The organism is Escherichia sp. E1V33 (assembly GCF_004211955.1).
Taxonomy (GTDB): domain Bacteria; phylum Pseudomonadota; class Gammaproteobacteria; order Enterobacterales; family Enterobacteriaceae; genus Escherichia.
In genome coordinates, this window is sequence record NZ_RHJI01000020.1 from 1 (window position 1) to 24,448 (window position 24,448).

At 51.2% G+C, this 24,448-nt stretch carries 25 protein-coding genes; 9 read left to right on the forward strand and 16 right to left on the reverse strand.

Translation table 11 applies throughout. From position 1 onward, the window contains the following. Positions 1 to 166: 166 nt before the first annotated feature. Together cpxA and cpxR are read right to left on the reverse strand one after the other, a co-directional pair. Positions 167 to 1,540 carry an envelope stress sensor histidine kinase CpxA gene (cpxA, locus tag D9742_RS18145; protein WP_000580414.1) on the reverse strand — a complete coding sequence of 458 codons (1,374 nt, stop codon included), beginning with the start codon at positions 1,538 to 1,540 and terminating at the stop codon, positions 167 to 169. After that, positions 1,537 to 2,235, reverse strand: a complete 699-nt coding sequence (gene cpxR, locus D9742_RS18150) for an envelope stress response regulator transcription factor CpxR (protein WP_130206632.1) — start codon at positions 2,233 to 2,235, stop codon at positions 1,537 to 1,539. Before cpxR ends, cpxA begins: the two co-directional genes overlap by 4 nt. Before the next feature lie 148 nt (positions 2,236 to 2,383). On the opposite strand from cpxR, the gene cpxP reads away from it, so the two are divergent. The 5 genes from cpxP (at position 2,384) to cdh (ending at position 7,246) form a co-directional block, all read left to right on the forward strand. After that, entirely contained in the window at positions 2,384 to 2,884 is a 501-nt protein-coding gene (cpxP, locus tag D9742_RS18155) for a cell-envelope stress modulator CpxP (RefSeq protein ID WP_130206850.1), read from the forward strand. Between the two features lie 148 nt (positions 2,885 to 3,032). Next, entirely contained in the window at positions 3,033 to 3,935 is a 903-nt protein-coding gene (gene fieF / locus D9742_RS18160; protein WP_064530279.1) for a CDF family cation-efflux transporter FieF, read from the forward strand. 180 nt (positions 3,936 to 4,115) lie between these two features. Beyond that, positions 4,116 to 5,078, forward strand: a complete 963-nt coding sequence (gene pfkA, locus D9742_RS18165; protein WP_001318165.1) for a 6-phosphofructokinase — start codon at positions 4,116 to 4,118, stop codon at positions 5,076 to 5,078. 319 nt (positions 5,079 to 5,397) lie between these two features. Further along, entirely contained in the window at positions 5,398 to 6,387 is a 990-nt protein-coding gene (gene sbp, locus D9742_RS18170) for a sulfate/thiosulfate ABC transporter substrate-binding protein Sbp (protein ID WP_130237786.1), read from the forward strand. Between the two features lie 103 nt (positions 6,388 to 6,490). Beyond that, positions 6,491 to 7,246, forward strand: a complete 756-nt coding sequence (cdh, locus tag D9742_RS18175; RefSeq protein WP_130215256.1) for a CDP-diacylglycerol diphosphatase — start codon at positions 6,491 to 6,493, stop codon at positions 7,244 to 7,246. Between the two features lie 55 nt (positions 7,247 to 7,301). Here cdh and tpiA read toward each other — a convergent pair whose 3' ends face one another. Then, positions 7,302 to 8,069, reverse strand: a complete 768-nt coding sequence (gene tpiA, locus D9742_RS18180; RefSeq protein WP_001216325.1) for a triose-phosphate isomerase — start codon at positions 8,067 to 8,069, stop codon at positions 7,302 to 7,304. Positions 8,070 to 8,176: 107 nt separating this feature from the next. Continuing rightward, complete coding sequence (locus tag D9742_RS18185; protein ID WP_130206624.1) at positions 8,177 to 8,776, reverse strand: YiiQ family protein; 600 nt, start codon at positions 8,774 to 8,776, stop codon at positions 8,177 to 8,179. Positions 8,777 to 8,876: 100 nt separating this feature from the next. Here D9742_RS18185 and D9742_RS18190 point away from each other — a divergent pair, with 100 nt between their 5' ends. The 3 genes from D9742_RS18190 (at position 8,877) to uspD (ending at position 10,283) form a co-directional block, all read left to right on the forward strand. After that, a complete protein-coding gene (locus D9742_RS18190) occupies positions 8,877 to 9,317 on the forward strand; it encodes a DUF805 domain-containing protein (protein WP_064530283.1) in 441 nt (146 codons plus the stop codon). Positions 9,318 to 9,528: 211 nt separating this feature from the next. Further along, on the forward strand, positions 9,529 to 9,828 hold the full coding sequence (locus D9742_RS18195) for a DUF406 domain-containing protein (RefSeq protein WP_032204720.1): 300 nt from the start codon (positions 9,529 to 9,531) through the stop codon (positions 9,826 to 9,828). 26 nt (positions 9,829 to 9,854) lie between these two features. Further along, entirely contained in the window at positions 9,855 to 10,283 is a 429-nt protein-coding gene (gene uspD, locus D9742_RS18200) for a universal stress protein UspD (RefSeq protein WP_064530284.1), read from the forward strand. Positions 10,284 to 10,287: 4 nt separating this feature from the next. Here uspD and fpr read toward each other — a convergent pair whose 3' ends face one another. From fpr to glpF, 4 genes are all read right to left on the reverse strand, one after another. Next, positions 10,288 to 11,034 carry a ferredoxin--NADP(+) reductase gene (gene fpr / locus D9742_RS18205; RefSeq protein ID WP_130237787.1) on the reverse strand — a complete coding sequence of 249 codons (747 nt, stop codon included), beginning with the start codon at positions 11,032 to 11,034 and terminating at the stop codon, positions 10,288 to 10,290. A 96-nt stretch (positions 11,035 to 11,130) separates the two neighbouring features. After that, positions 11,131 to 12,141, reverse strand: coding sequence for a class II fructose-bisphosphatase (gene glpX / locus D9742_RS18210; protein WP_130237788.1), 1,011 nt, complete (start codon positions 12,139 to 12,141; stop codon positions 11,131 to 11,133). 224 nt (positions 12,142 to 12,365) lie between these two features. Beyond that, positions 12,366 to 13,874, reverse strand: coding sequence for a glycerol kinase GlpK (gene glpK / locus D9742_RS18215; protein WP_130206616.1), 1,509 nt, complete (start codon positions 13,872 to 13,874; stop codon positions 12,366 to 12,368). Positions 13,875 to 13,896: 22 nt separating this feature from the next. Beyond that, entirely contained in the window at positions 13,897 to 14,742 is an 846-nt protein-coding gene (gene glpF, locus D9742_RS18220) for a glycerol uptake facilitator protein GlpF (RefSeq protein WP_130206614.1), read from the reverse strand. Positions 14,743 to 15,166: 424 nt separating this feature from the next. Here glpF and zapB point away from each other — a divergent pair, with 424 nt between their 5' ends. Then, positions 15,167 to 15,412, forward strand: coding sequence for a septal ring assembly protein ZapB (gene zapB / locus D9742_RS18225; protein ID WP_130237789.1), 246 nt, complete (start codon positions 15,167 to 15,169; stop codon positions 15,410 to 15,412). Between the two features lie 39 nt (positions 15,413 to 15,451). On the opposite strand, the gene D9742_RS18230 is transcribed toward zapB, so the two are convergent. The 8 genes from D9742_RS18230 to priA all read right to left on the reverse strand — a co-directional run bounded on the left by D9742_RS18230 (position 15,452) and on the right by priA (position 24,401). After that, complete coding sequence (locus tag D9742_RS18230; RefSeq protein WP_130237825.1) at positions 15,452 to 16,078, reverse strand: hypothetical protein; 627 nt, start codon at positions 16,076 to 16,078, stop codon at positions 15,452 to 15,454. Between the two features lie 348 nt (positions 16,079 to 16,426). Then, positions 16,427 to 16,912 carry a ribonuclease E activity regulator RraA gene (rraA, locus tag D9742_RS18235; RefSeq protein ID WP_064530289.1) on the reverse strand — a complete coding sequence of 162 codons (486 nt, stop codon included), beginning with the start codon at positions 16,910 to 16,912 and terminating at the stop codon, positions 16,427 to 16,429. A 92-nt stretch (positions 16,913 to 17,004) separates the two neighbouring features. Further along, complete coding sequence (gene menA, locus D9742_RS18240) at positions 17,005 to 17,931, reverse strand: 1,4-dihydroxy-2-naphthoate polyprenyltransferase (protein ID WP_064530290.1); 927 nt, start codon at positions 17,929 to 17,931, stop codon at positions 17,005 to 17,007. Between the two features lie 66 nt (positions 17,932 to 17,997). Next, positions 17,998 to 19,329, reverse strand: coding sequence for an HslU--HslV peptidase ATPase subunit (hslU, locus tag D9742_RS18245; protein WP_001293348.1), 1,332 nt, complete (start codon positions 19,327 to 19,329; stop codon positions 17,998 to 18,000). A gap of 9 nt (positions 19,330 to 19,338) precedes the next feature. Beyond that, complete coding sequence (gene hslV / locus D9742_RS18250) at positions 19,339 to 19,869, reverse strand: ATP-dependent protease subunit HslV (RefSeq protein ID WP_000208242.1); 531 nt, start codon at positions 19,867 to 19,869, stop codon at positions 19,339 to 19,341. Between the two features lie 92 nt (positions 19,870 to 19,961). Then, positions 19,962 to 20,930, reverse strand: a complete 969-nt coding sequence (gene ftsN, locus D9742_RS18255) for a cell division protein FtsN (protein ID WP_130237790.1) — start codon at positions 20,928 to 20,930, stop codon at positions 19,962 to 19,964. A 91-nt stretch (positions 20,931 to 21,021) separates the two neighbouring features. After that, complete coding sequence (gene cytR, locus D9742_RS18260) at positions 21,022 to 22,047, reverse strand: DNA-binding transcriptional regulator CytR (protein WP_130237791.1); 1,026 nt, start codon at positions 22,045 to 22,047, stop codon at positions 21,022 to 21,024. Between the two features lie 155 nt (positions 22,048 to 22,202). Then, entirely contained in the window at positions 22,203 to 24,401 is a 2,199-nt protein-coding gene (gene priA / locus D9742_RS18265; protein ID WP_130237792.1) for a primosomal protein N', read from the reverse strand. Between the last annotated feature and the right edge of the window lie 47 nt (positions 24,402 to 24,448).

The window sequence follows — 24,448 nt, forward strand, 5'->3', positions numbered from 1 at the left end:
CAAAAGCTGCCCTGCGCAGTGTTTAACTCCGCTTATACAGCGGCAGCCAAATCACCAGAGAGTAGGCCTGATAAGACGCGACCAGCGTCGCATCAGGCATTCTGCTCAAACGCCGGATGCGGCGTAAACGCCTTATCCGGCCTACAAAAGCTGCCCTGCGCAGTGTTTAACTCCGCTTATACAGCGGCAGCCAAATCACCAGACGTAAACCGCCAAGCGGGCTGTCTTCCGCCTTCACCCAACCCCGATGCTGCTGGATGGCGGTTTCGACAATTGCCAGCCCCAGACCCGTACCGCCAGATTCACGATCGCGCGCTTCATCGGTGCGATAGAACGGACGGAAAATCTGTTCGCGATCTTCCGGGCTAACGCCAGGACCATCATCATCCACCGTAATGGTGATACCGTCTTTATCTACCGCGAAGCCTACTTCGATCTTCGTATGGGAATAACGCAGAGCATTACGCACAATGTTTTCCAGCGCACTTTCCAGGGCGTTCGGGTTGCCGTACAGCGGCCACGGCCCCGGCGGGAAGTTAACCGTAAACGACTTGCCCATTTGTTCCGCTTCGAACGCCGCGTTATCCAGCACTTCGTTCCACAACTGGTTGGCTTTGATTGTCTCGCTCACCAGCGCGTTTTTCTGCTGATTACGGGACATCACCAACAGGTCGTTGATCATGCTGTCCAGACGCTGGGCTTCTGTTTCAATACGCTCCAGTTCCTTGCTTTCACCACTACGACGACGCAGTAACGCCGTACCCAGTTGCAGACGCGTCAGCGGCGTGCGCAGTTCGTGAGAGATATCAGAAAGCAGGCGCTGCTGGGAGGTCATCATGCGTTCCAGCGCGGTCACCATCTGGTTAAAACTGGCACCTGCGGCAAGAAATTCTTGCGGCCCCGCTTCCAGTTCAGGATGCTGGCGTAAGTTCCCCTGGGCAACTTCATCGGCCGCGTTTTTCAGCTTACGCGCCGGTTTTGCCAGACTCCAGGCCAACCACAACAGCAGCGGCGTACTGACCAACATCGTGACAATCAGCAGTAATAGCGGGCGGTCAAACAGTAAGTTTATGAAATCGGATTGAGAACTGCTGGCCGGACGAATCAGATAAAGCTGGTAATTATCTTCACCATCGCGCACGGAGAAGGGACCGACCAGTTCCACGCGGCCATACTTTTTCTTCTGCGGGTGATCGGCGTTATCTGCTTGTCCAATAAAGTTGCGAATGATCTGCATTTCGCTGCGTTCAGCGCCGATCACGCGGCCTTCAGTGGTCACCAGTAATAAACGCTGGCCTGGCGGCGCCCACTTATCAATGGCCCGGAACAGACGCCGCCACCACATTAAATCGTTGGGTGGATCGTTCGCCAGTTCCGCTTCGACATGCTGCTCAATCATCAGCCCCTGACGCTGTTCGCTATCCAGAAGCTCGGTCATCTGGCGTGAGTCGAGCTTGGGTAACATCAAAACCAGCATCAACACCAGCGCTAGCGTCAGCCAGAAGATGGCGAAGATGCGCGCGGTTAAACTGCCTATCATGAAGCGGAAACCATCAGATAGCCGCGACCACGCAATGTTTTAAACCACGGATGACCGTCTTTACGATCCGGCAGCTTACGACGCAGGTTGGAAATATGCATATCGATAGCACGGTCGAAAGGCGTCAGGCGTTTGCCCAGCACTTCCTGGCTTAAATGCTCACGAGAAACCACCTGACCCAGATGCTGCGCCAGTAGGTAGAGCAGGGTAAATTCAGTACCGGTTAACTCCAGTGTTTGCCCGTCGAAGCTGGCTTCCTGACGGCCTGGATTCAGCACTAAGGCGTCAACTTCCAGCGTCGGCGAACCGTTATCGCTGTTCTGCTGTTGTTCGCTCCAGTGCGAACGGCGCAGGATCGCGCGAATACGTGCAACCAGTTCACGATCGTTAAACGGTTTCGGGAGATAGTCATCCGCACCCAGCTCAAGGCCGAGGACGCGATCAAGTTCACTGCCGCGAGCCGTCAACATAATGACAGGCGTCTGGTGTGTCTGGCGAAGTGCTTTCAGCGTATCGATACCATTTTTCTTCGGCATCATCACATCAAGCAAAAGTAAATCAATGCTGTCGTCCAGAAGAGCAAGCGCCTGTTCCCCGTCGTGGGCAACAATCACGTTGAAGCCTTCCATCTCGAGCAGCTCCTTTAACAGGGAAGTCAGCTCTCGGTCATCATCAACTAACAGGATTTTATTCATTGTTTAAATACCTCCGAGGCAGAAATTACGTCATCAGACGTCGCTAATCCATGACTTTACGTTGTTTTACACCCCCTGACGCATGTTTGCAGCCTGAATCGTAAACTCTCTATCGTTGAATCGCGACAGAAAGATTTGGGAGCAAATGATGCGCATAGTTACCGCTGCCGTCATGGCCTCAACGCTGGCAGTCAGTTCATTAAGCCACGCTGCTGAAGTCGGTTCAGGCGATAACTGGCATCCGGGAGAAGAACTTACGCAGCGCAGTACGCAGAGCCATATGTTCGACGGCATAAGTTTAACCGAACATCAGCGTCAGCAGATGCGAGATCTTATGCAACAGGCCCGGCACGAACAGCCACCTGTTAATGTTAGCGAACTGGAGACAATGCATCGCCTTGTCACCGCAGAAAATTTTGATGAAAACGCTGTGCGCGCACAGGCAGAAAAAATGGCGAACGAGCAAATAGCTCGTCAGGTTGAGATGGCAAAAGTCCGCAACCAAATGTATCGCCTGTTAACGCCAGAGCAGCAAGCGGTTTTAAACAAGAAACATCAACAACGAATGGAGCAGTTGCGCGACGTGACGCAATGGCAAAAAAGTTCATCGTTGAAGCTATTGAGTAGTAGCAACTCACGTTCCCAGTAGTAAACCCTGTTTTCCTTGCCATAGACACCATCCCTGTCTTCCCCCACATGATGTGGGGGTTTTTTTTATCCGCAATTTGCCTGTTACTTGATGCATTGCAGATGATTTGCATCCGTTATACTACCGTCAGTTGATAGCGGGAGTATTTATGAATCAATCTTATGGGCAGCTGGTTAGTCGGGCGGCGATTGCTGCAACGGCGATGGCTTCGCTGTTATTACTGATTAAAATTTTTGCATGGTGGTATACCGGATCAGTGAGTATTCTCGCTGCGCTGGTGGATTCGCTGGTGGATATCGGCGCGTCATTAACTAACTTATTGGTCGTGCGCTACTCACTGCAACCTGCCGACGATAATCACTCCTTTGGTCACGGTAAAGCTGAGTCGCTCGCCGCGCTGGCGCAAAGTATGTTTATCTCTGGCTCCGCGCTGTTCCTGTTTTTGACCGGGATTCAGCATTTGGTTTCTCCGACACCGATGAAAGACCCGGGTGTTGGGGTTATCGTGACTATTGTGGCGCTAATTTGTACGATTATTCTGGTCTCGTTTCAGCGTTGGGTCGTTCGCCGGACGCAAAGCCAGGCAGTGCGGGCAGATATGCTACATTATCAGTCTGATGTTATGATGAACGGCGCGATTTTGCTGGCGCTGGGATTGTCCTGGTATGGCTGGCATCGTGCTGATGCCCTGTTTGCTTTGGGAATCGGCATCTATATTTTATATAGCGCGTTACGCATGGGGTATGAGGCGGTCCAGTCATTATTGGATCGCGCGCTGCCCGATGGCGAACGACAGGAAATTATTGATATCGTGACTTCCTGGCCGGGAGTTAGCGGCGCTCACGATCTTCGCACGCGGCAGTCAGGGCCGACCCGCTTTATTCAGATTCATTTGGAAATGGAAGACTCTCTGCCTTTGGTTCAGGCACATATGGTGGCGGATCAGGTAGAGCAGGCTATTTTACGGCGTTTTCCGGGTTCAGATGTGATTATCCATCAGGATCCTTGTTCTGTCGTACCCAGGGAGAGTAAACGGTCTACGCTTTCATAATCCGTATAAAAGAGAGCCAGACCCGCATTTTGTGTATAAAATACCGCCATTTGGCCTGACCTGAATCAATTCAGCAGGAAGTGATTGTTATACTATTTGTACATTCGTTGGATCACTTCGATGTGCAAGAAGACTTCCGGCAACAGATTTCATTTTGCATTCCAAAGTTCAGAGGTAGTCATGATTAAGAAAATCGGTGTGTTGACAAGCGGCGGTGATGCGCCAGGCATGAACGCCGCAATTCGCGGAGTTGTTCGTTCTGCGCTGACAGAAGGTCTGGAAGTAATGGGTATTTATGACGGCTATCTGGGTCTGTATGAAGACCGTATGGTACAGCTAGACCGTTACAGCGTGTCTGACATGATCAACCGTGGCGGTACATTCCTCGGTTCTGCGCGCTTCCCGGAATTCCGCGACGAGAACATCCGCGCCGTGGCTATCGAAAACCTGAAAAAACGTGGCATTGACGCGCTGGTGGTTATCGGCGGTGACGGTTCCTACATGGGTGCAATGCGTCTGACCGAAATGGGCTTCCCATGCATCGGCCTGCCGGGCACCATCGACAACGACATCAAAGGCACTGACTACACCATTGGTTTCTTCACTGCGTTGAGCACCGTTGTAGAAGCGATCGACCGTCTGCGTGACACCTCTTCTTCTCACCAGCGTATTTCCGTGGTGGAAGTGATGGGCCGTTATTGTGGCGATCTGACGTTGGCTGCGGCCATTGCCGGTGGCTGTGAATTCGTTGTGGTTCCGGAAGTTGAATTCAGCCGTGAAGACCTGGTAAACGAAATCAAAGCGGGTATCGCGAAAGGTAAAAAACACGCGATTGTGGCGATCACTGAACATATGTGTGACGTCGACGAGCTGGCACACTTCATCGAAAAAGAAACTGGTCGTGAAACTCGCGCAACTGTGCTGGGCCACATCCAGCGTGGTGGTTCCCCGGTACCTTACGACCGTATTCTGGCTTCCCGTATGGGCGCTTACGCTATCGAGCTGCTGCTGGCTGGTTACGGCGGTCGTTGCGTAGGTATCCAGAACGAACAGCTGGTTCACCATGACATCATCGACGCTATCGAAAATATGAAGCGTCCGTTCAAAGGCGACTGGCTGGACTGCGCGAAAAAACTGTATTGATGATTTCGGAAAAAGGCAGATTCCTTTAGCCTGAAACCGATGACAGAAGCAAAAATGCCTGATGCGCTTCGCTTATCAGGCCTACATGAATTATGCAATTTATTGAATTTGCAAACTTTTGTAGGCCGGATAAGGCGCTCGCGCCGCATCCGGCATGGATAAAGCGCACTTTGTCAGCAATATGAGGCGGATTTCTTCCGCCTTTTTAATCCCCCAACATATACCCACAAGTTATAGCCAATCTTTTTTTATTCTTTAATGTTTGAATCCCTTTCTGGCACGCTTTGCTCATCACAACACAACATAAGAGAGCCGGGCGATGAACAAGTGGGGCGTAGGGTTAACTTTATTACTGGCAGCGACCAGCGTTATGGCAAAGGATATTCAGCTTCTTAACGTTTCATATGATCCAACGCGCGAATTGTACGAACAGTACAACAAGGCATTCAGCGCCCACTGGAAACAGCAAACTGGCGATAACGTGGTTATTCGTCAGTCACACGGTGGTTCTGGTAAACAAGCGACGTCGGTTATCAACGGTATTGAAGCTGATGTTGTCACGCTGGCTCTGGCCTATGATGTGGACGCGATTGCGGAACGCGGGCGTATTGATAAAGAGTGGATCAAGCGTCTGCCGGATAACTCCGCACCGTACACTTCCACCATTGTTTTTCTGGTGCGCAAGGGTAATCCGAAGCAGATCCACGACTGGAACGATCTGATTAAGCCCGGTGTTTCGGTGATCACGCCTAATCCGAAAAGCTCTGGTGGTGCTCGCTGGAACTACCTGGCAGCCTGGGGCTACGCGCTGCACCACAACAACAACGATCAGGCAAAGGCACAGGATTTTGTTCGGGCACTGTATAAAAACGTCGAAGTTCTGGATTCTGGCGCGCGCGGCTCCACTAACACCTTTGTCGAGCGCGGAATTGGCGATGTACTGATTGCCTGGGAAAACGAAGCTCTGCTGGCAGCGAATGAACTGGGGAAAGATAAATTCGAAATTGTCACCCCGAGTGAGTCTATTCTCGCAGAACCTACGGTGTCAGTTGTCGATAAAGTGGTAGAGAAAAAAGGCACCAAAGAGGTGGCGGAAGCTTACCTGAACTATCTCTACTCGCCAGAAGGCCAGGAGATTGCGGCTAAAAACTACTATCGTCCGCGCGATCCTCAGGTAGCGAAAAAATATGAAAATGCCTTTCCGAAGCTGAAGTTATTCACCATTGATGAAGAGTTCGGTGGCTGGACGAAAGCGCAAAAAGAGCATTTCTCTAACGGCGGTACGTTTGACCAAATCAGTAAACGTTAATATTTTTAAGACTCTCAGCCCGGTGGCATCTCGCGACCGGGTTTTTTATTTGTCTCGATTTTGCGTTACCCTTGCATCTCTTTGAGGTACAGGGAAAAAAAAGATGAAAAAAGCAGGTCTTCTTTTTTTAGCGATGATGGTTATCGCTGTTGCAGCTGCGGGCATTGGTTACTGGAAATTGACCGGCGAAGAGTCGGATACGTTACGTCAGATTGCCCTTGAGCAATGTTTACCCAACCAGCAGCAAAACCAAAACCCTTCGCCATGTGCGGAAGTCAAACCCAATGCCGGATATGTGGTTTTAAAAGACCTCAACGGTCCTCTGCAATATTTGTTGATGCCAACGTATCGTATCAACGGCACTGAAAGTCCATTGTTAACCGATCCATCAACGCCTAATTTCTTCTGGTTAGCCTGGCAGGCGCGTGATTTTATGAGCAAAAAATACGGCCAGCCAGTCCCCGATCGCGCGGTATCTCTGGCGATTAACTCCCGTACCGGGCGCACGCAAAACCATTTTCATATCCATATCTCTTGTATTCGTCCTGATGTGCGCGAACAACTGGATAATAATCTGGCGAATATCAGCACCCGTTGGTTACCGCTGCCCGGTGGGCTGCGTGGGCATGAATATCTGGCGCGTCGGGTAACTGAAAGCGAGCTGGTGAAACGTAGTCCGTTTATGATGCTGGCGGAAGAAGTACCAGAGGCACGGGAACATATGGGCAGTTACGCGCTGGCGATGGTGCGACAGAGTGATAACTCGTTTGTATTGCTGGCGACGCAGCGTAATCTGCTGACGCTGAATCGAGCCTCAGCTGAGGAACTTCAGGATCATCAGTGTGAGATTCTGCGTTAAAGCAAGGAATTGAGGAAAGCTAAGTGCCGGATGCGATATCCGGCACCTGTCAGACTTAAGCCTGTTTAGCCGCTTCTGCAGCTTTAACGATCACTGCGAAGGCGTCAGCTTTCAGAGAAGCACCGCCAACCAGCGCGCCGTCGATGTCCGGCTGAGCGAACAGTTCTGCAGCGTTAGACGCGTTTACAGAACCGCCGTACTGGATGATCACTTGTTCAGCGATGTTAGCGTCAACTTTAGCGATGTGGTCACGGATGAATTTGTGAACAGCCTGTGCCTGCGCCGGAGTTGCAGATTTGCCAGTACCGATTGCCCATACTGGTTCGTAAGCAATAACCGCACCTTCGAATGCTGCAGCACCCTGAGTTTTCAGTACTGCGTCGATCTGACGTGCGCAAACTTCTTCAGTTTTGCCCGCTTCGTTTTCCGCTTCGGTTTCACCGATGCACAGAACCGGAGTCAAACCCTGCTCTTTCAACACCGCGAATTTTTTCGCGATCAGTTCGTCAGACTCTTTGTGGTAAGTACGACGTTCAGAGTGACCGATGATGATGTACTGTGCGCCGATGTCTTTCAGCATAGCAGCAGAGGTTTCACCGGTGAATGCGCCGGACAGGTTCAGATCCACGTTCTGCGCACCCAGCATGATGTGGCTGCCTTCAGCTTCACGCTTCGCCATATCGATGTACATTTCCGGTGGTGCGATTGCAACCGCACAGCCAGCAACACCTGCCAGCTCTTTACGCAGGTTAGAAACCAGCTCATGAACCATGTGGCGGCTGCCGTTCAGTTTCCAGTTACCCATCACTAAAGGATGTCGCATTTTAATTCTCCACGCTTATAAGCGAATAAAGGAAGATGGCCGCCCCGCAGGGCAGCAGGTCTGTGAAACAGTATAGAGATTCATCCGCGGAAAGGCTTTGCTTTTTGTCATTTATTCAACCCTTCAAGCGATTCAGATAGCGCCAGCTTAATCGGTTCAACAGCGAAGGTCAGTCCCTTTTCGCCGTTGTCCGCGACAACATAGCGCAGTGCGCCTTCTGTCTCGGTGTAATAACGTTTGTTTTTCCCCGCAGTAAGGAGCGATTGCAGCTTTTTCTGACTTTGTGTTTTGGTCATCAGTGGGGTGAGTGTGCGGATCACCGCCGCCATGTATTCATGAGCTTTCGCTTTGGCGGCTTTTTGCTCTGGTCCCTGGATTGGTAGCCAGGTAATTTGAATGCTTTTGATTTTTAAAGTGCCGCGCTCCAGCGCCGTAGAGGCATACAAGTTCTCGTTAATTTTACTGGCGGCGCGAGTCAGATTGGCTTTGTCGGGGCTGCTGTCGATGGCGCGAAACTCGTTCAGTGGCAGGTTGGGGTTCTGGCTGTTAAAGTTTTCTCGAAACTGGCTGATGGAGAGATCGAAGGTAGGGGCGCCAGCAAGCAGATAGGGCGCAGTGGTCGCCGTACCTGGTGTTTGTGCATGCACCGTTGTGCTAACGGCTGATGCAGAACATAAGAGAAAAAACAGCGTAAACCCTGGCTTCATCGACAGTACCTTTTGTTATGACTGGCTCCGATTAAAACGATATCTGTCTCCCTTGTCAAAAGGGTAGAATCCTGGAAAAGACAACCATCAAGGAACTTACATGACCATACAGCAATGGTTATTCTCATTTAAAGGGCGTATTGGACGCCGTGATTTCTGGATTTGGATAGGCCTCTGGTTCGTTGGCATGCTGGTGCTTTTCTCACTGGCAGGTAAAAACTTACTCGATATCCAGACCGCCGCGTTTTGCCTGGTGTGCTTACTTTGGCCGACAGCGGCAGTAACGGTCAAACGGCTGCACGATCGCGGGCGTTCCGGCGCATGGGCATTTTTAATGATTGTAGCGTGGATGCTGCTGGCGGGTAACTGGGCGATTTTACCGGGCGTCTGGCAATGGACGGTTGGGCGTTTTGTCCCGACGTTGATTCTGGTGATGATGCTTATTGATCTTGGCGCATTTGTCGGTACGCAGGGCGAAAATAAATTTGGCAAAGATACTCTGGATGTGAAGTATAAAGCCGACAATAAATCAAGTAATTAACCTTTAATATATCTCTTATTGCTATTTTTTTCCGGGATCGTTATTTCCACGCTGGAAATGACAATGCCCGGAAAATCCCCCTCATTTCCTTACATTAAGCAATATCAAAAAAAATGGTAATCCATAAGATCATTACTTGTTTGTTCTTCTCTTAACGGCGCATTATTCTTAAGTCGTAATCGACAGAGAGGCGAATATACAGAGGTGCCCTATGAAAGATGTCGTAGATAAATGCAGTACTAAAGGATGTGCGATTGATATCGGTACGGTGATTGATAACGACAACTGTACCAGTAAGTTTTCGCGTTTTTTTGCCACTCGCGAAGAAGCAGAGTCCTTTATGACCAAACTGAAAGAGCTTGCCGCCACTGCATCCTCTGCGGATGAAGGGGCCAGCGTGGCCTATAAGATTAAGGATCTGGAGGGGCAAGTTGAGCTTGATGCGGCCTTCACCTTCTCATGCCAGGCCGAGATGATTATTTTTGAGTTGTCCCTGCGTTCGTTAGCTTGATGGAGTCGCTTTAGAAGGAGTTAAACATGGCTTATAAACACATTGGCGTGGCAATTTCCGGAAATGAAGAAGATGCCCTACTGGTGAACAAAGCCCTGGATCTCGCCAGACATAATGATGCTCACCTGACGTTAATTCATATTGATGATGGCTTAAGCGAGTTGTATCCGGGCATTTACTTCCCTGCAACAGAAGATATTCTTCAGTTGTTGAAAGATAAGTCGGATAACAAGCTGTATAAACTGACGAAAAATATTCAGTGGCCGAAGACAAAACTGCGTATTGAGCGCGGAGAAATGCCGGAAACACTGCTGGAAATTATGCAAAATGAGCAGTGCGACCTCCTTGTCTGTGGTCATCATCACTCATTTATCAACCGTTTGATGCCGGCATACCGCGGGATGATCAATAAGTTGAGTGCGGACCTGCTCATCGTGCCGTTTATCGATAAGTAACCGCTTACCAGTAATGCTCCGCTGTCATATGGCCCGGTCGACGACGTAAATGTTTCGTCATCTGCCGGGTTTCTTTTAACAGTTGTTGCGTATCGCGCACCATTTGTGGATTACCACACAGCATTACATGGCTGGTTTCTTTATTCATCGGCAGGCCAACCGCGTTTTCCAGTTCACCGCTTTCAATTAACGCTGGTATTCTCCCGGTGAGTGAGCCCGCTGCCGTTTCCCGACTGACTACCGTCTGAATACGCAGTTTCCCTTCGTAGCGTTTTTCCAGTTCCTGCATCAGTGGTAAATAGCTTAAGTCGGCGGCATATCGTGCAGCGTGAACCAGCACCAGTTTTTTGAAGCGATCTAAATCTTTGCCCAATTGCAGAATCGATAAATAAGGGCCAATCGCCGTACCGGTCGCCAGCATCCACAGTGTTTCACAATCCGGGACTTCATCCAGCACAAAGAAGCCAGCAGCTTCGCTAACCACCTGCACTTCGTCACCCGGTTTTAGCGCCGCCAGTCGCGGACTTAATTTGCCATCGGGGACGGTGACCAGGTAAAACTCCAGATCGGGATTATCGGGCGAGTTAACGTAAGAGTAGGCACGCTGAACGCGTTCGCCGTCAATTTCAAGGCCAAGTTTAGTGAATTGCCCGGCGGTAAACGGAAGCACGGGAGCGTGAACGGTGAGACTAAACAGGGCGTCGGTCCAGTTCTGCACTTTAGTGACTTTGCCTGTTACCCAATCAGCCATGTTTTTCTCCTGTTTTGATTGACTTGCCTTATCTTCGTTCTCCGAACAAAAAAATTCCAGTCCCGAAGGACTGGAAGGCTCAATCGATCAAATCACTCAGAGAATGTGCACCTGCATATCCGGGTCTTTACGATCCAGATAGTGAATTGACTGAATGCGACGAATGGTGCGAGATTTACCACGGATCAGCAGCGTTTCGGTGGTGGCAATATTGCCTTTGCGGCTAATACCTTCCAGCAGATCGCCTTTGGTGATACCGGTTGCAGAAAAGATAACGTTATCGCTGCGGGCCATATCGCCCAGACGCAACACTTTACCCGCTTCGATGCCCATTGCTTTGCAGCGTGCCAGTTCCTGTTCACCAATGCGGCGATTTTCTTCGTTGTCGCCTTTGACATCATGACGTGCCAGCAGACGGCCATTCATATCGCCATCTAACGCTCGAATCACCGCCGCAGAAACCACGCCTTCCGGCGCGCCGCCAATGCCGTACAGCACATCAACTTCGCTGTCTGGCATACAGGTGAGAATTGAGGCTGCAACATCGCCATCCGGAATAGCAAACACGCGCACGCCGAGTTGCTGCATTTCTGCGATAACGGCATCGTGTCGCGGTTTTGCCAGAATCGTTACCGTTAGTTCGCTCAATGGTTTGCCGAGCGCCGCGGCAACATTGCGCAGGTTATCCGCCAACGGCAGATTCAGGTCAATGGCGCCCTTAGCTCCCGGTCCGACGATAAGCTTCTCCATATACATATCTGGCGCGTTGAGGAAGCAGCCTTTATCGCCTACTGCCAGCACCGCCAGCGCGTTAGCCTGACCCATCGCCGTCATGCGCGTGCCTTCAATCGGATCAACAGCAATATCCACGGCATCGCCGCGACCAGTACCGACTTTTTCACCAATGTAGAGCATCGGTGCTTCGTCGATTTCACCTTCACCAATGACGATGGTGCCGTCAATGTTGACCTGGTTGAGCATAATACGCATGGCGTTTACCGCCGCCCCATCAGCGGTGTTTTTATCGCCGCGTCCTAACCATTTGTAGCCAGCCAGCGCCGCTGATTCGGTGACGCGGGAAAATTCGATGGCAAGTTCTCGTCTCATAGCAAACTCTAAGCAGTAAGGAATGGCGCGAAGTGTAGCACAGGGGAAGGGCGGGATTATTGATGTGTGCGGGGGTTGCCCCCGCACGGTTTCAGAGTCTGCGTGATGCCGGATGTGTATCCGACTCGTAGGCCTGATAAGACGCGTCAGGTTTGTAGGCCTGATAAGACGCGTAAGCGTCGCATCAGGCGATCAGCATCGGCAATCGGTTCAGATGCCTGACATTACTCGTCGTGTTCTTCCCACGCCATCGCGCGTTTGACCGCTTTTTTCCAGCCAGCGTAACGGTAATTACGCTCGGTAGTTTCGATACCAGGACGGAACTCGCGTTCAATCACCGCTTTCTCTTGCAGCTCGTCGAGATTTTGCCAGAAGCCAACAGCCAGACCAGCAAGATAGGCCGCACCCAACGCAGTCACTTCGCGCACTTCCGGGCGCTCAACACGCGTGCCGAGAATATCGGACTGGAACTGCATCAGGAAGTTATTCGCCACCGCGCCGCCATCCACGCGCAGGGCGTGCAGACGAATGCCTGAGTCGGCCTGCATCGCTTCCAGCACGTCACGCGTCTGATAAGCGATAGATTCCAGCGTCGCACGGATGATGTGGTTGGCGTTCACCCCACGAGTTAAGCCGAAAATGGCCCCGCGCGCATACGGATCCCAGTACGGTGCACCCAGTCCGGTAAAGGCTGGAACCACATACACACCGTTGGTGTTTTGTACTTTAGTTGCAAAGTATTCGGAATCGTAGGCGTCGTTAATCAACTTCATTTCATCGCGCAGCCACTGAATAGATGCGCCCGCCATAAACACAGCACCTTCCAGCGCGTAGTTTACTTCTCCGCTCGGGCCACAGGCGATGGTGGTCAGCAGACCGTTTTCTGATTTCACCGCTTTCTCGCCGGTGTTCATCAGCATAAAGCAGCCAGTGCCGTAGGTATTCTTCGCCATCCCTTCTTTCACGCACAACTGGCCGAAGAGTGCCGCCTGCTGATCGCCAGCAATCCCGGCGATCGGAATACGCGTGCCGCCTTTGCCGCCAATGTTAGTCTGACCGTATACTTCGGAAGAACGACGTACTTCTGGCAGCATCTCACGCGGGATATCCAGCGCGTCGAGCATTTTGTCGTCCCAGTCCAGAGTATGGATGTTGAACAACATGGTACGAGACGCATTAGTGTAATCGGTGACGTGAACGCGACCCTGAGTCATTTTCCAGATAAGCCAGGTATCAACCGTACCAAACAGCAGTTCACCACGGCGTGCGCGCTCGCGGGAGCCTTCCACATGGTCGAGGATCCACTTCACTTTGGTGCCAGAGAAGTACGGGTCAATCACCAGACCGGTATTGTTACGAATGTACTCTTCCATGCCGTCACGCTTGAGATGCTCGCAGATCTCGGCGGTACGACGGCACTGCCAGACAATAGCGTTATAGATAGGCTTGCCGGTTTCTTTTTCCCAGACGATGGTGGTTTCACGTTGGTTCGTAATACCGATAGCTGCAATTTGATCGGAATTAATATCTGCTTTCGCCAGCACTTCTACCAGTGTGGAGCTTTGAGTGGCCCAGATTTCCATTGGGTCGTGTTCTACCCAGCCTGGTTTTGGGTAAATTTGCTCAAATTCGCGCTGTGACACGCTAATGATATTGGCATCGTGATCCATCACGACCGCGCGGGAGCTGGTGGTGCCCTGGTCGAGCGCAACGATATATTTTTTTTCAGTCATGTTTAATTGTCCCGTAGTCACATTACAGCGAAGCTTTTTGTTCTGAAGGAGTTGTGATCTCCTTTTCTTCCACAACACAGATATCGCAAGGCAAATGGCGGCCAATCAGTTTGCGGTAGGCGAATGCACCTACAATCGCGCCAACGATAGGGCCAAAAAGCGGCACCAGGAAGTAAGGAATGTCTCTGCCGCCGGTAAAGGCGACATTGCCCCAGCCCGCCAGCCAGGCAAAGGCTTTCGGACCGATATCACGTGCTGGGTTCATGGCAAAGCCCGTCAATGGGCCCATAGATGCGCCAATGACCGCAATCAGTAGACCAATCAGCAAGGGAGCTAAAGGGCCGCGCGGTACGCCGTTACCATCGTCCGTTAACGCCAGGATCAGCCCCATCAGAATAGCGGTAATCACCATCTCAACTGCGAAAGCCTGCACAAAATTGATATGAGGATTAGGATAAGTAGAGAAAGTACCCGCCAGATCAACACTTTCGACGCTTCCGCGAACAATATGATGGGTCTGCTCGAAGTCGAAGAATAAATTGTAGTAAAGCCCGTAAACTAATGCCGCAGCGCAGAAAGCTCCGGCGACTTGTGAAACGATATAAGGAATAACCTTGCGCTTGTCGAAACAGGCAAACAGCCACAACGCAATGGTGACAGCTGGATTAAGATGTGCGCCGGAAACCCCTGCGGTTAGATAGATGGCCATTGCCACCCCCAGTCCCCAAATAACACTGATTTCCCACTGACCAAAAGACGCACCAGCGACTTTAAGTGCAGCAACGCAACCGACACCGAAAAAAATCAACAACCCGGTACCGAGGAATTCAGCAATGCACTGGCCTTTCAAGGTTGATGTTTGACTCATAATCGGATCCTGAAGAGTTAATGTTTGTTGTATGCGTGAAAGTCACGGACCTCCACGATGCTTGTAGGCATGCTGTAAACTTATCGTTAACGAGCGAAAACGAGAAATATCGAACTTAAAATGTGTGTGCTTCGTCATAAAATGAGCGTTATCGCGCTATTTATTTCATCTGTTTATACATGATGCATGTTTGTTAGATCATTAACGCAACAAATTTATTAACATTTTCGATTGATGTGGGTTATGTCACCAGGAGAAGGATGAAAAGTGTGGCAAACCGTAATCTACAAGGCGTGCCGCTGGACAGCGATGGCGCGGCTTCATACAATCGGAGCTAACTAAAATGCGCTCGTATTTATTAAGGCGTCACCGGTAATCGGGACGAGGATTTTTATCCATCAACGCCTTGCAATTCAGGAGAGGTATGACAATGTCATTAGAAGTGTTTGAGAAACTGGAAGCAAAAGTACAGCAGGCGATTGATACCATCACTCTGTTGCAGATGGAAATCGAAGAGCTGAAAGAAAAAAACAATTCACTGTCGCAGGAAGTTCAAAATGCCCAGCAGCAGCGCGAAGAGCTGGAGCGTGAGAACCATCACCTGAAAGAACAGCAGAACGGCTGGCAGGAACGTCTGCAGGCCCTGCTGGGTCGTATGGAAGAAGTTTAATCTCTTCCACGCAGAGGCGCCGTAAGGCGCCTTATTTTTTTACTTCACTGCATTTTTAGCAGACAACATAATCTCCATCGCCTGTTGGCGATATTTATCTGCCGTATCTGGCTCCATTAATGCAATGATCCCCACAGCCCTGGGGGTGTCTTCAAGATAAACACTGATGGTTCTTTTCTGCTGACCATCAAAATTTATCAACACGTCTTGATACTTACAGGTGAAATGTTTGGCATTACAGTCATGAAACTGGAAGGTTTCTTCATTGTATTGATCCTTGAGATTGTCTCGCTGCATCTTCTTTAACTCTTCCAGCGAGTCATCGGCGCTACGTCCTGCGGGCAGGCGGAAAGCAGAAATAAAGACGCTATTATCTTCACTTCTTATATCAATGGTTTTATCTGTACGAATGGAAACCGTATTCCAGTGTCGGTTCGGGACAGTCACGGAAATAGCGGCATTCTCAAAGGTATATTGCCACGGGGTGAACATACGAAACGTATTGCCGACGTTGGATAAAAGCAGGACTCCCAATACCCAGCAGCACCCGCGAGTAAAACTGGCGAAGTTACGCGTTTTTTTAGCAAATGCGCACAGAATACCTGACACAAGCACGGGAAGTAACAACGGCCCCAGAAGTACTGAACCGATATACTCGCCAACCATGCCAGGATCTCCAGCAAGCAAGTTACTGTGCTGAAGATGACTAAGAAAAACAGTTATTATCCATAGTATTAATAAGATAACGTATCTCATATCAATCCCTTATTATATAATACGTTCGCTACTAACGATGATTCATATCACTATTTCCGGAATGGTTAATTTACCATATAGCATTAATTTTTAATGCTGTATATTTTTATGAAATGATTTATCGATAATTAATTTATATTGTCAGATGTGAAGTATTGATATTTAAAATAAATTAAACAAAAACAAACGATAGTCTTTATGAATATTTGGCATATAAAAAAGGGGAATTTAATTCCCCTTTTAACGCATGGCAGATACTTATTCAATATCCAGCGGATCTTCAGAAAGAATAATCCCGGTATTGTCGGCATAGAGATGATCGCCGGAGAAGAAAGTGACGCCGCCAAAATTGACGCGGACATCGCTTTCGCCAATGCCTTCGCCAGCGGCACCGACCGGAATTGCGGCCATCGCCTGGATGCCTATATCCAGCTCTTCCAGATCATCTACCTGACGCACCGCGCCGTAAATGACCAGACCTTCCCATTCATTTTGTACTGCCAGACGCGCCAGTTCAGCATCGACCAGTGCGCGACGAACAGAACCACCGCCATCGACGACAAGTACGTGACCACGGCCATTCTTTTCGAGCAGATCGTACAGCAACCCGTTGTCCTCGAAACATTTTACCGTGATGATTTGTCCGCCAAACGACGCCCGTCCACCAAAGTTGGAGAACAGCGGTTCCACGACGTTGACATCTTCTTGATAGATGTCACAAAGCTCGGAAGTATCGTATTTCATAGGCTTAACATTCAGTTGCTGCGAGAATTTTCAGTATATCGCGCTATGTGGGTTGTTGGCAAAATCATCAATTGTTAATTGATATTTGTCAGTTATGTGGCCCACTGGCTTAAGAATATTCCCAAAACAAACAGCAGGTTAGTTAATAATGCTCCCTTGACGGTGCGTTCCAGCATCGGACGCATCGCCGCCGGGTCCATTTCACGCATCACATAACGGGCCTGTTTCACCAGCAACGGCGTTGCTAACAGGAACAACCAGCCCCACAGGCTGTGCAGTGAAAAGAGATTAAACAGCGCCAGACACACCAGCGAGCCCATCAGCAGGCAGGCATGGTAACGACGGGCGTTCACTTCACCTAAGCGCACTACCAGCGTGTTTTTGCCATTCTCGCGGTCGCTATTGATATCGCGCAGATTGTTAATGTTCAGCACCGCCGTTGCCAGCAAACCACAGGCTGTCGCCGGAAGGATCAGCGCCGGAATCAGCGTATGCGCCTGCAAATACCAGCTGCCCATTACACTTAACCAGCCAAAGAACACCAGTACGGAAATATCACCCAGGCCGATATAACCATAAGGACGATTGCCCACGGTATAGGTGATAGCGGCGATAATTGATAACCCACCAAGAATCAGAAAGCCGACAAAATCAGCCAGGTTATGACACGCCACTGCGACCAGCGCCAGCCCGGAGAGACAGATGAGCACGACGGTAATAATGAGCGCCCGTTTCATCTCTTGCTGGGTAATGACCCCTTTTTGCATGCCGCGCAGTGGTCCAATGCGGTCAGGTTTGTCGCTACCTTTGACGGCATCACCGTAGTCATTGGCGAGGTTAGAGAGGATCTGTAACAGCCCGGCGGTAATGAGTGCCAGCAGAGCGACGAGCGGATCGAAGTGACCTTGCCACCATGCCAGCGCCGTCCCGACGATAATTGCAGCAAAGGCGAGGGGGAGGGTTTTAGGTCGTAAACTTTCCAGCCACGCCTGAGTTCGGCTAATTTGTTGTTCAGTCATAATACGCGCCAATAAAAATGGGGCCTTTCAGCCCCATCAAACAATGATGAAAATGATTGAACGCGATTATAGGATAAAACGGCTCAGATCTTCATCTGCCACCAACGCATCCAGATGTTTGCTCACATAATCTGCGTCAATAGTGATGGTTTGACCGCTTAAATCGCTGGCGTCGTAGGAAATCTCTTCCATTAAACGCTCCAGAACAGTGTGTAAACGACGAGCACCGATGTTTTCGGTGGATTCGTTTACCTGCCATGCAGCTTCTGCAATGCGTTTGATACCGGAGTCGGTGAACTCAATATTCACGCCTTCGGTCGCCATCAGTGCTTTGTACTGCACGGTGATAGAGGCATTCGGCTCGGTCAGAATACGCTCAAAGTCGCTGGTGGTCAGGGCTTGCAGCTCAACGCGGATTGGCAGACGACCTTGCAGTTCTGGGATCAGGTCAGACGGTTTCGCAACCTGGAATGCGCCAGAAGCGATGAACAGAATGTGGTCAGTTTTGACCATCCCGTGTTTGGTGGAAACGGTGCAACCTTCTACCAGCGGCAGCAAGTCGCGCTGAACGCCTTCACGAGAAACATCCGGACCGGAAGACTCACCGCGCTTACAGATTTTGTCGATTTCGTCGATGAACACGATCCCGTGCTGCTCAACAGCGTCGATAGCGTCTTGCTTCAGCTCTTCCGGATTCACCAGTTTTGCCGCTTCTTCTTCAATCAGCAGCTTCATGGCGTCTTTGATTTTCAGCTTACGCGCTTTTTGCTTCTGACCGCCCAGGTTCTGGAACATGGACTGCAGCTGGCTGGTCATCTCTTCCATTCCCGGAGGCGCCATAATTTCAACGCCCATCGGTGCTGCGGCAAGATCGATCTCGATTTCTTTGTCATCAAGCTGGCCTTCACGCAGTTTTTTGCGGAATGCCTGACGGGCAGCGGACGGTTCCTGCTGCTGTTCGGTCTGTCCCCAGTTGTTTTTAGCCGGTGGGATCAGCACGTCGAGAATACGTTCTTCTGCCAGTTCTTCAGCGCGATAACGGTTTTTCTCGATAGCTTGTACACGCACCATTTTCACTGCGGCATCGGTCAGGTCGCGGATAATAGAATCGACTTCTTTACCTACATAACCGACTTCGGTGAATTTGGTCGCTTCAACTTTGATGAACGGCGCGTTCGCCAGTTTAGCCAGACGACGGGCGATTTCCGTTTTACCGACGCCGGTCGGGCCGATCATCAGAATGTTTTTCGGGGTCACTTCATGGCGCAACTCTTCGTTGAGCTGCATGCGGCGCCAGCGGTTACGCAGTGCAATCGCCACGGAACGCTTAGCGTTATCCTGGCCGATGATGTGCTTATCAAGTTCGCTGACGATTTCGCGTGGGGTCATTTCAGACATGGGAGATCCTTACGCTTTGTAGCTTAATTCTTCGATGGTGTGGAAATGGTTGGTATAGATGCAAATGTCGCCTGCAATATCCAACGCCTTTTCAGCAATTTCACGGGCGCTAAGTTCTGTGTTTTCTAACAGAGCGCGTGCCGCAGCCTGGGCGTAAGGGCCGCCGGAGCCGATAGCAATAAGATCGTTTTCTGGCTGCACCACGTCACCGTTACCGGTGATGATAAGCGATGCAGTTTCGTCAGCGACCGCCAGCAATGCTTCAAGTTTGCGCAACATGCGATCGGTACGCCAGTCTTTTGCCAGCTCAACCGCCGCTTTAACCAGATGGCCCTGATGCATTTCCAGTTTACGTTCAAACAGTTCGAACAGCGTGAAGGCATCCGCCGTGCCGCCGGCAAAGCCTGCGATCACTTTATCGTTATACAGGCGGCGAACTTTTTTAACGTTGCCTTTCATTACGGTGTTACCCAGTGTGGCCTGACCATCACCGGCGATTACTACGTGGCCATTACGGCGTACGCTTACTATAGTTGTCACGAGCAGACCCCTTGGTTAGGAATACAGAATTCAAGCCCCGCACAATTGTGCGGGGCATAATGCAAGTATAGATGGGGGAGATTTTGAGGGTTTCAACCCCCGGTGGCGAGCCGAATGCAGTTTGTATGGCCTGCCATCTTCAAACGATTGAGGGTGCTGTCAGCGTTCTCTTTGCCTTTCACCGGCCCGATGACCACACGATTCCAGCCATTATTGGTGGTAATTTTCGAGTCAAAGCCTTCAAAAGCCAACTGCGCACGTACAGTCTCAGCCTGTTCAGCACCTTTAAATGAACCGCACTGTACCATCCAGCGACGTTCATCTTTCTTCTCCGCTGTTGGTTTTGGCGCTTCAGCCGCGCGTGCTACCGGTGCGGCCTGCTGTGGCTTCGGCTGCGAGGTAGTGTGCGCGGGCGTTTGTAGCAGGTCCTGATACGGTTGCTGGGTAGAAGCCGGCTTAGACTGCTGCGTTTGTCGCGGCTGCGATTGTACTGGCGCAGCTTGTGCTGTACGCGTCTGTTGCTGCCAGCTTTGTTCAGATGCACGTGGCGGCTGGGCCTGACGTTGCTGTTCCGCTAACTGCTGTGCCTGACGCTGGCGTTGCAGCGTTTGCTGGCGCTGTGCCGGCGTCTGCTCATTCCACGGGACTTCAGCAAGCTGCGTTGGTTGCTGACGCATATCAGCCTGCATTTGTTCAAGAAGCTGGCGCTGCTCCGGAGTCAGCTGATCCGGCGTTTTCACTTCGCCGCCCGCAGACGGTTCTGTTGGCGCACGCACGCCGGGCTGGCGACTTTCCAGCTCTTTAATGTAGCGCCAACGTTCTTCCGGTTTCGGAGGTAGTCCGTTTCCGGTCACTTTCTGGCTTTGCAGCGTCTCAGACTCTTCTTTCTTGTGATGCGTAATGAAGTACAGACCCCCGATAAAGGTCACAAGAACGGCTGCAGCAATAGCGACCATTGCGGGAGAAACCGCAGGCATATTTCTTTGCTTTTTCCGTGAGGTGCTCTTTTTTCGCCGCGAAGGTGCCGGTTGGCTGCGGCGTACATAATCTCGTTGTGCCACTATCGTTTCGCTGTATTTATTCGTTCGTCAGCCCGCCATGTTACTTAAGCGGCGGGCCTTTGACCAGTCACGGAAGCCTTAAAGGTTTACTTTAAGATAACGTGCGTGTCGATCCCCGGATAATAAGCTCGCAGTCCATTAAACGTGAGCCGCTGCCAACCGTTTGTCCCTGCATTTGATCAAGCAGTAACAGCATAGCTTCCCGACCAATTTCGTAGCGCGGCTGTGCAATGGTTGTCAGCGGCGGATCGCAAAATTGCGTCAGGTCGATGTTGTCAAAACCGATGATGGAGAGGTCGTCAGGGACTTTCAGCCCCTGGCGTTTTGCCTGAGAAAGTGCGCCGAGCGCCATGACATCGCTATGACAGAAGACGGCGGTTGGCGGTTGCGGAAGGTCAAGCAGCTGTTGCATGGCTTTACTTCCGGCTTCAAAGGTGAAGTCGCCCCGGGCGATATATTGCGGATCAACCATAATGCCGCAGCGACGCAGTGCCTGAACGTAGCCTTGTAGACGGTAGTGACACAATGGCATCTCTTCAGGGCCGGCAATACAGCCAATCAGTTTATGCCCTTGTTCATACAGATAATTTACGGCATCAAAGGCTGCGGTCAGATTGTCGATATGAACCGTAGGCAGTTCCAGCTCTGGTGCGAATTCGTTCGCCATCACCATCGGCGGCAGATTACGTTGTTCCTCTATGCTTGCATCAAACGGCAGCCTTGAACCCAGCAGCAACATGCCATCAATTTGTTTGGTGATGATCAAGTCGATAAAGGTCTTTTCCTGCTGATTTTGATGTGCGCAGTCGCCAATCAGTACCAGATATCCATGACTTGCCGCCGTGACTTCGATACCGCGAATAATTTCGCTAAAGAAGGGATCGCAGATATCCGGGACAATCACCAGAATCGTTCGGGATTCATTACGCTTAGCGTTACGCCCCATTGGCTGCGGAAAATACCCCACTTCCCGGGCCGCTTTTTCAACCCGATTACGGGTGGCCTGGGAGACTTTATCTGGATTCATTAATGCTCGGGAGACGGTCGCTGTAGAGACTTTTGCCTTCAGGGCAACGTCTTTCATTGTTGCGGCAGTTTCCTGCTTCTTCGCTTTCACACTCACTCCTCGCCTGGCACGTCAGGCGTACTACATCCATGTTTACTTCATATCGGCAACATTTTTAGCAGATAGTGCGTGAAAACGGTTACAGAATTTTCATGAAAAGTGTGATGAATATTTAATTTTTCGATCCGCCTCGCATCGTGAGCGGTTTACCCCTCAATGGGATCAACATCCAGCACCCATTTCACTTTGCGTGAATCCGGTATGGTATTGATAAGCGCCAGAGTGCCATTGATGATGTGTTGTAAGCGCACGCGGGAAGGGTGCTGCAACAAGATTTGCCAGCGCCAGCGACCGCCGCGTTTAGGCGCCAGCGCCGGAACTGGGCCGAGAACCCACAATTTGTCATCCGCCAGTGGGCTGGAGAGAAGCAGATTACGCAACTGTTGCAGGAACAGCGGCGCGTGCTGATTGTTATGATCCTCCGCGCGCACAATCACATGGCTGGTCCACGGCGGCAGTTGCATCATTCGCCGCTCGGCCAACGCCTGTTCGGCAAAAGCGTCATAACCTTTATACAGCAAGGTTTGTAAGAGAGGATGTTCCGGATGGTGCGTTTGCAGCACCACTTCGCCCTGTTTACCTGCGCGTCCGGCACGGCCTGCCACCTGGGTGTAAAGCTGGGCAAAACGCTCCGCCGAGCGAAAATCCGCAGAAAACAGCGCGCCGTCCACGTCCAGTAATGCAACCAGCGTCACATCCGGGAAATGGTGACCTTTCGCCAGCATTTGTGTCCCAATCAAAATTCGCGCGCCGCCGCGATGCACTTCTGCCAGTTGCTGCTCCAGCGCGCCTTTACGGCTGGTTGTATCGCGGTCGATACGTGAAATGGCTACACCAGGGAAAAGTGGCGCTAACGTCTGTTCTAGTTGTTCGGTTCCCAGACCCACAGGCACCAGATGGGTAGAGCCGCAGGACGGACACTGGCGCGGTACTGGACGCTGACTGTCGCAATGATGGCAGCGCAAATGCTGCTGTGCCTGATGCAACGTGTAGTAGTGATCGCAACGTGGACATTCGGCAATCCAGCCACAGTCATGACATAGCAGCGCAGGTGCAAAGCCACGGCGGTTAAGAAAGAGAATGACCTGGTTATCGGCCTGCAAATGCTGGCGCGTACGGGTGATTAACGCTGGAGCCAGCCCCGCCTGCACCTTCTGACCTTTTAAATCCAGTACATGTTGAATTGCCGGACGCGCATTCCCCGCCCGACGCGTCAGGCGCAGCAGGCGGTATTTTTTCTGCTGCACGTTACATAACGTTTCCAGCGCGGGTGTTGCTGAGCCAAGAACAATTGGGATTTGCTCACTGTGCGCGCGATACACCGCCAGGTCGCGGGCATGATAGCGCCAGCCTTCCTGCTGCTTGTAGGAACTGTCATGCTCTTCATCGATAACAATCACACCGAGATTTTTAAACGGTGTAAACAGTGCGGAACGGGTGCCAATTACAATCGCCGCCTCGCCATTTTTCGCTTTCAGCCAGGCCGAAAGGCGTTCACTGTCATTCAGGCCGGAATGCAGAACTTCCACTGGCGCATTAAACCGTTCACGAAAACGGGCGATCGTCTGCGGTGTCAGGCCGATTTCCGGCACCATCACCAGCGCCTGCTTGCCCTGTGCAAGCACGTTTTCCAGTACGCTTAGATAAACTTCCGTTTTCCCGGAGCCAGTGACGCCCGCCAGCAGCCATGCGGAAAAGGTATCCGCTGCGCTATGAATTGCGCCAACGGCAGTGGCTTGTTCGGTATTCAGCCGTAGACGTTCGCCAGTAACGGCATAGTTCGTTCGCCAGTCGGTAAACTCTGGCGTTTCGCTTGCCAGCTCGCAAAGACCTTTTTTGCGCAGCGCCTGTAGTGCGGCATCGTTGAATTCAAGTTCCGCTACCTGGTCACGCCAGATTTTCCCTTGTCGCAACGCCGCCAACGCCTGTTGTTGCTTAGGCGAACGTTTCAGGCTGTTGATATCCACCGCCTGACCTTGCTCGGTAGCAAACCAGTACCACATGGGCGCGTTAGCCGCAGGTCGCCCCTGGCGTAGTAAAATCGGCAAGGCATGAAACAAGACATCGCCAATTGGATGATGATAGTAATCTGCCGCCCATAGCAGTAATCGCCAGACGGAACTGGAAAAAACAGGTTCGCTGTCCAGCACTTCTACTATGGTTTTCAGTTCGTTGAGCGGCAACTCGCTGACGTCGCTAACTGACACGACAATCCCGATGCGCTCCTGCTGTTTGCCAAACGGCACGCGCACGCGACACCCGGCTTTAACAGCCATGCCTTCTGGCAGGAGATAGTCAAAGGTACGGGGAAGCGGAACGGGCAAGGCAACGTGGGCAACGGGCATAGCATCATCCTGACTTGAAATTCGGTGGAACAGTATACACATTGCGG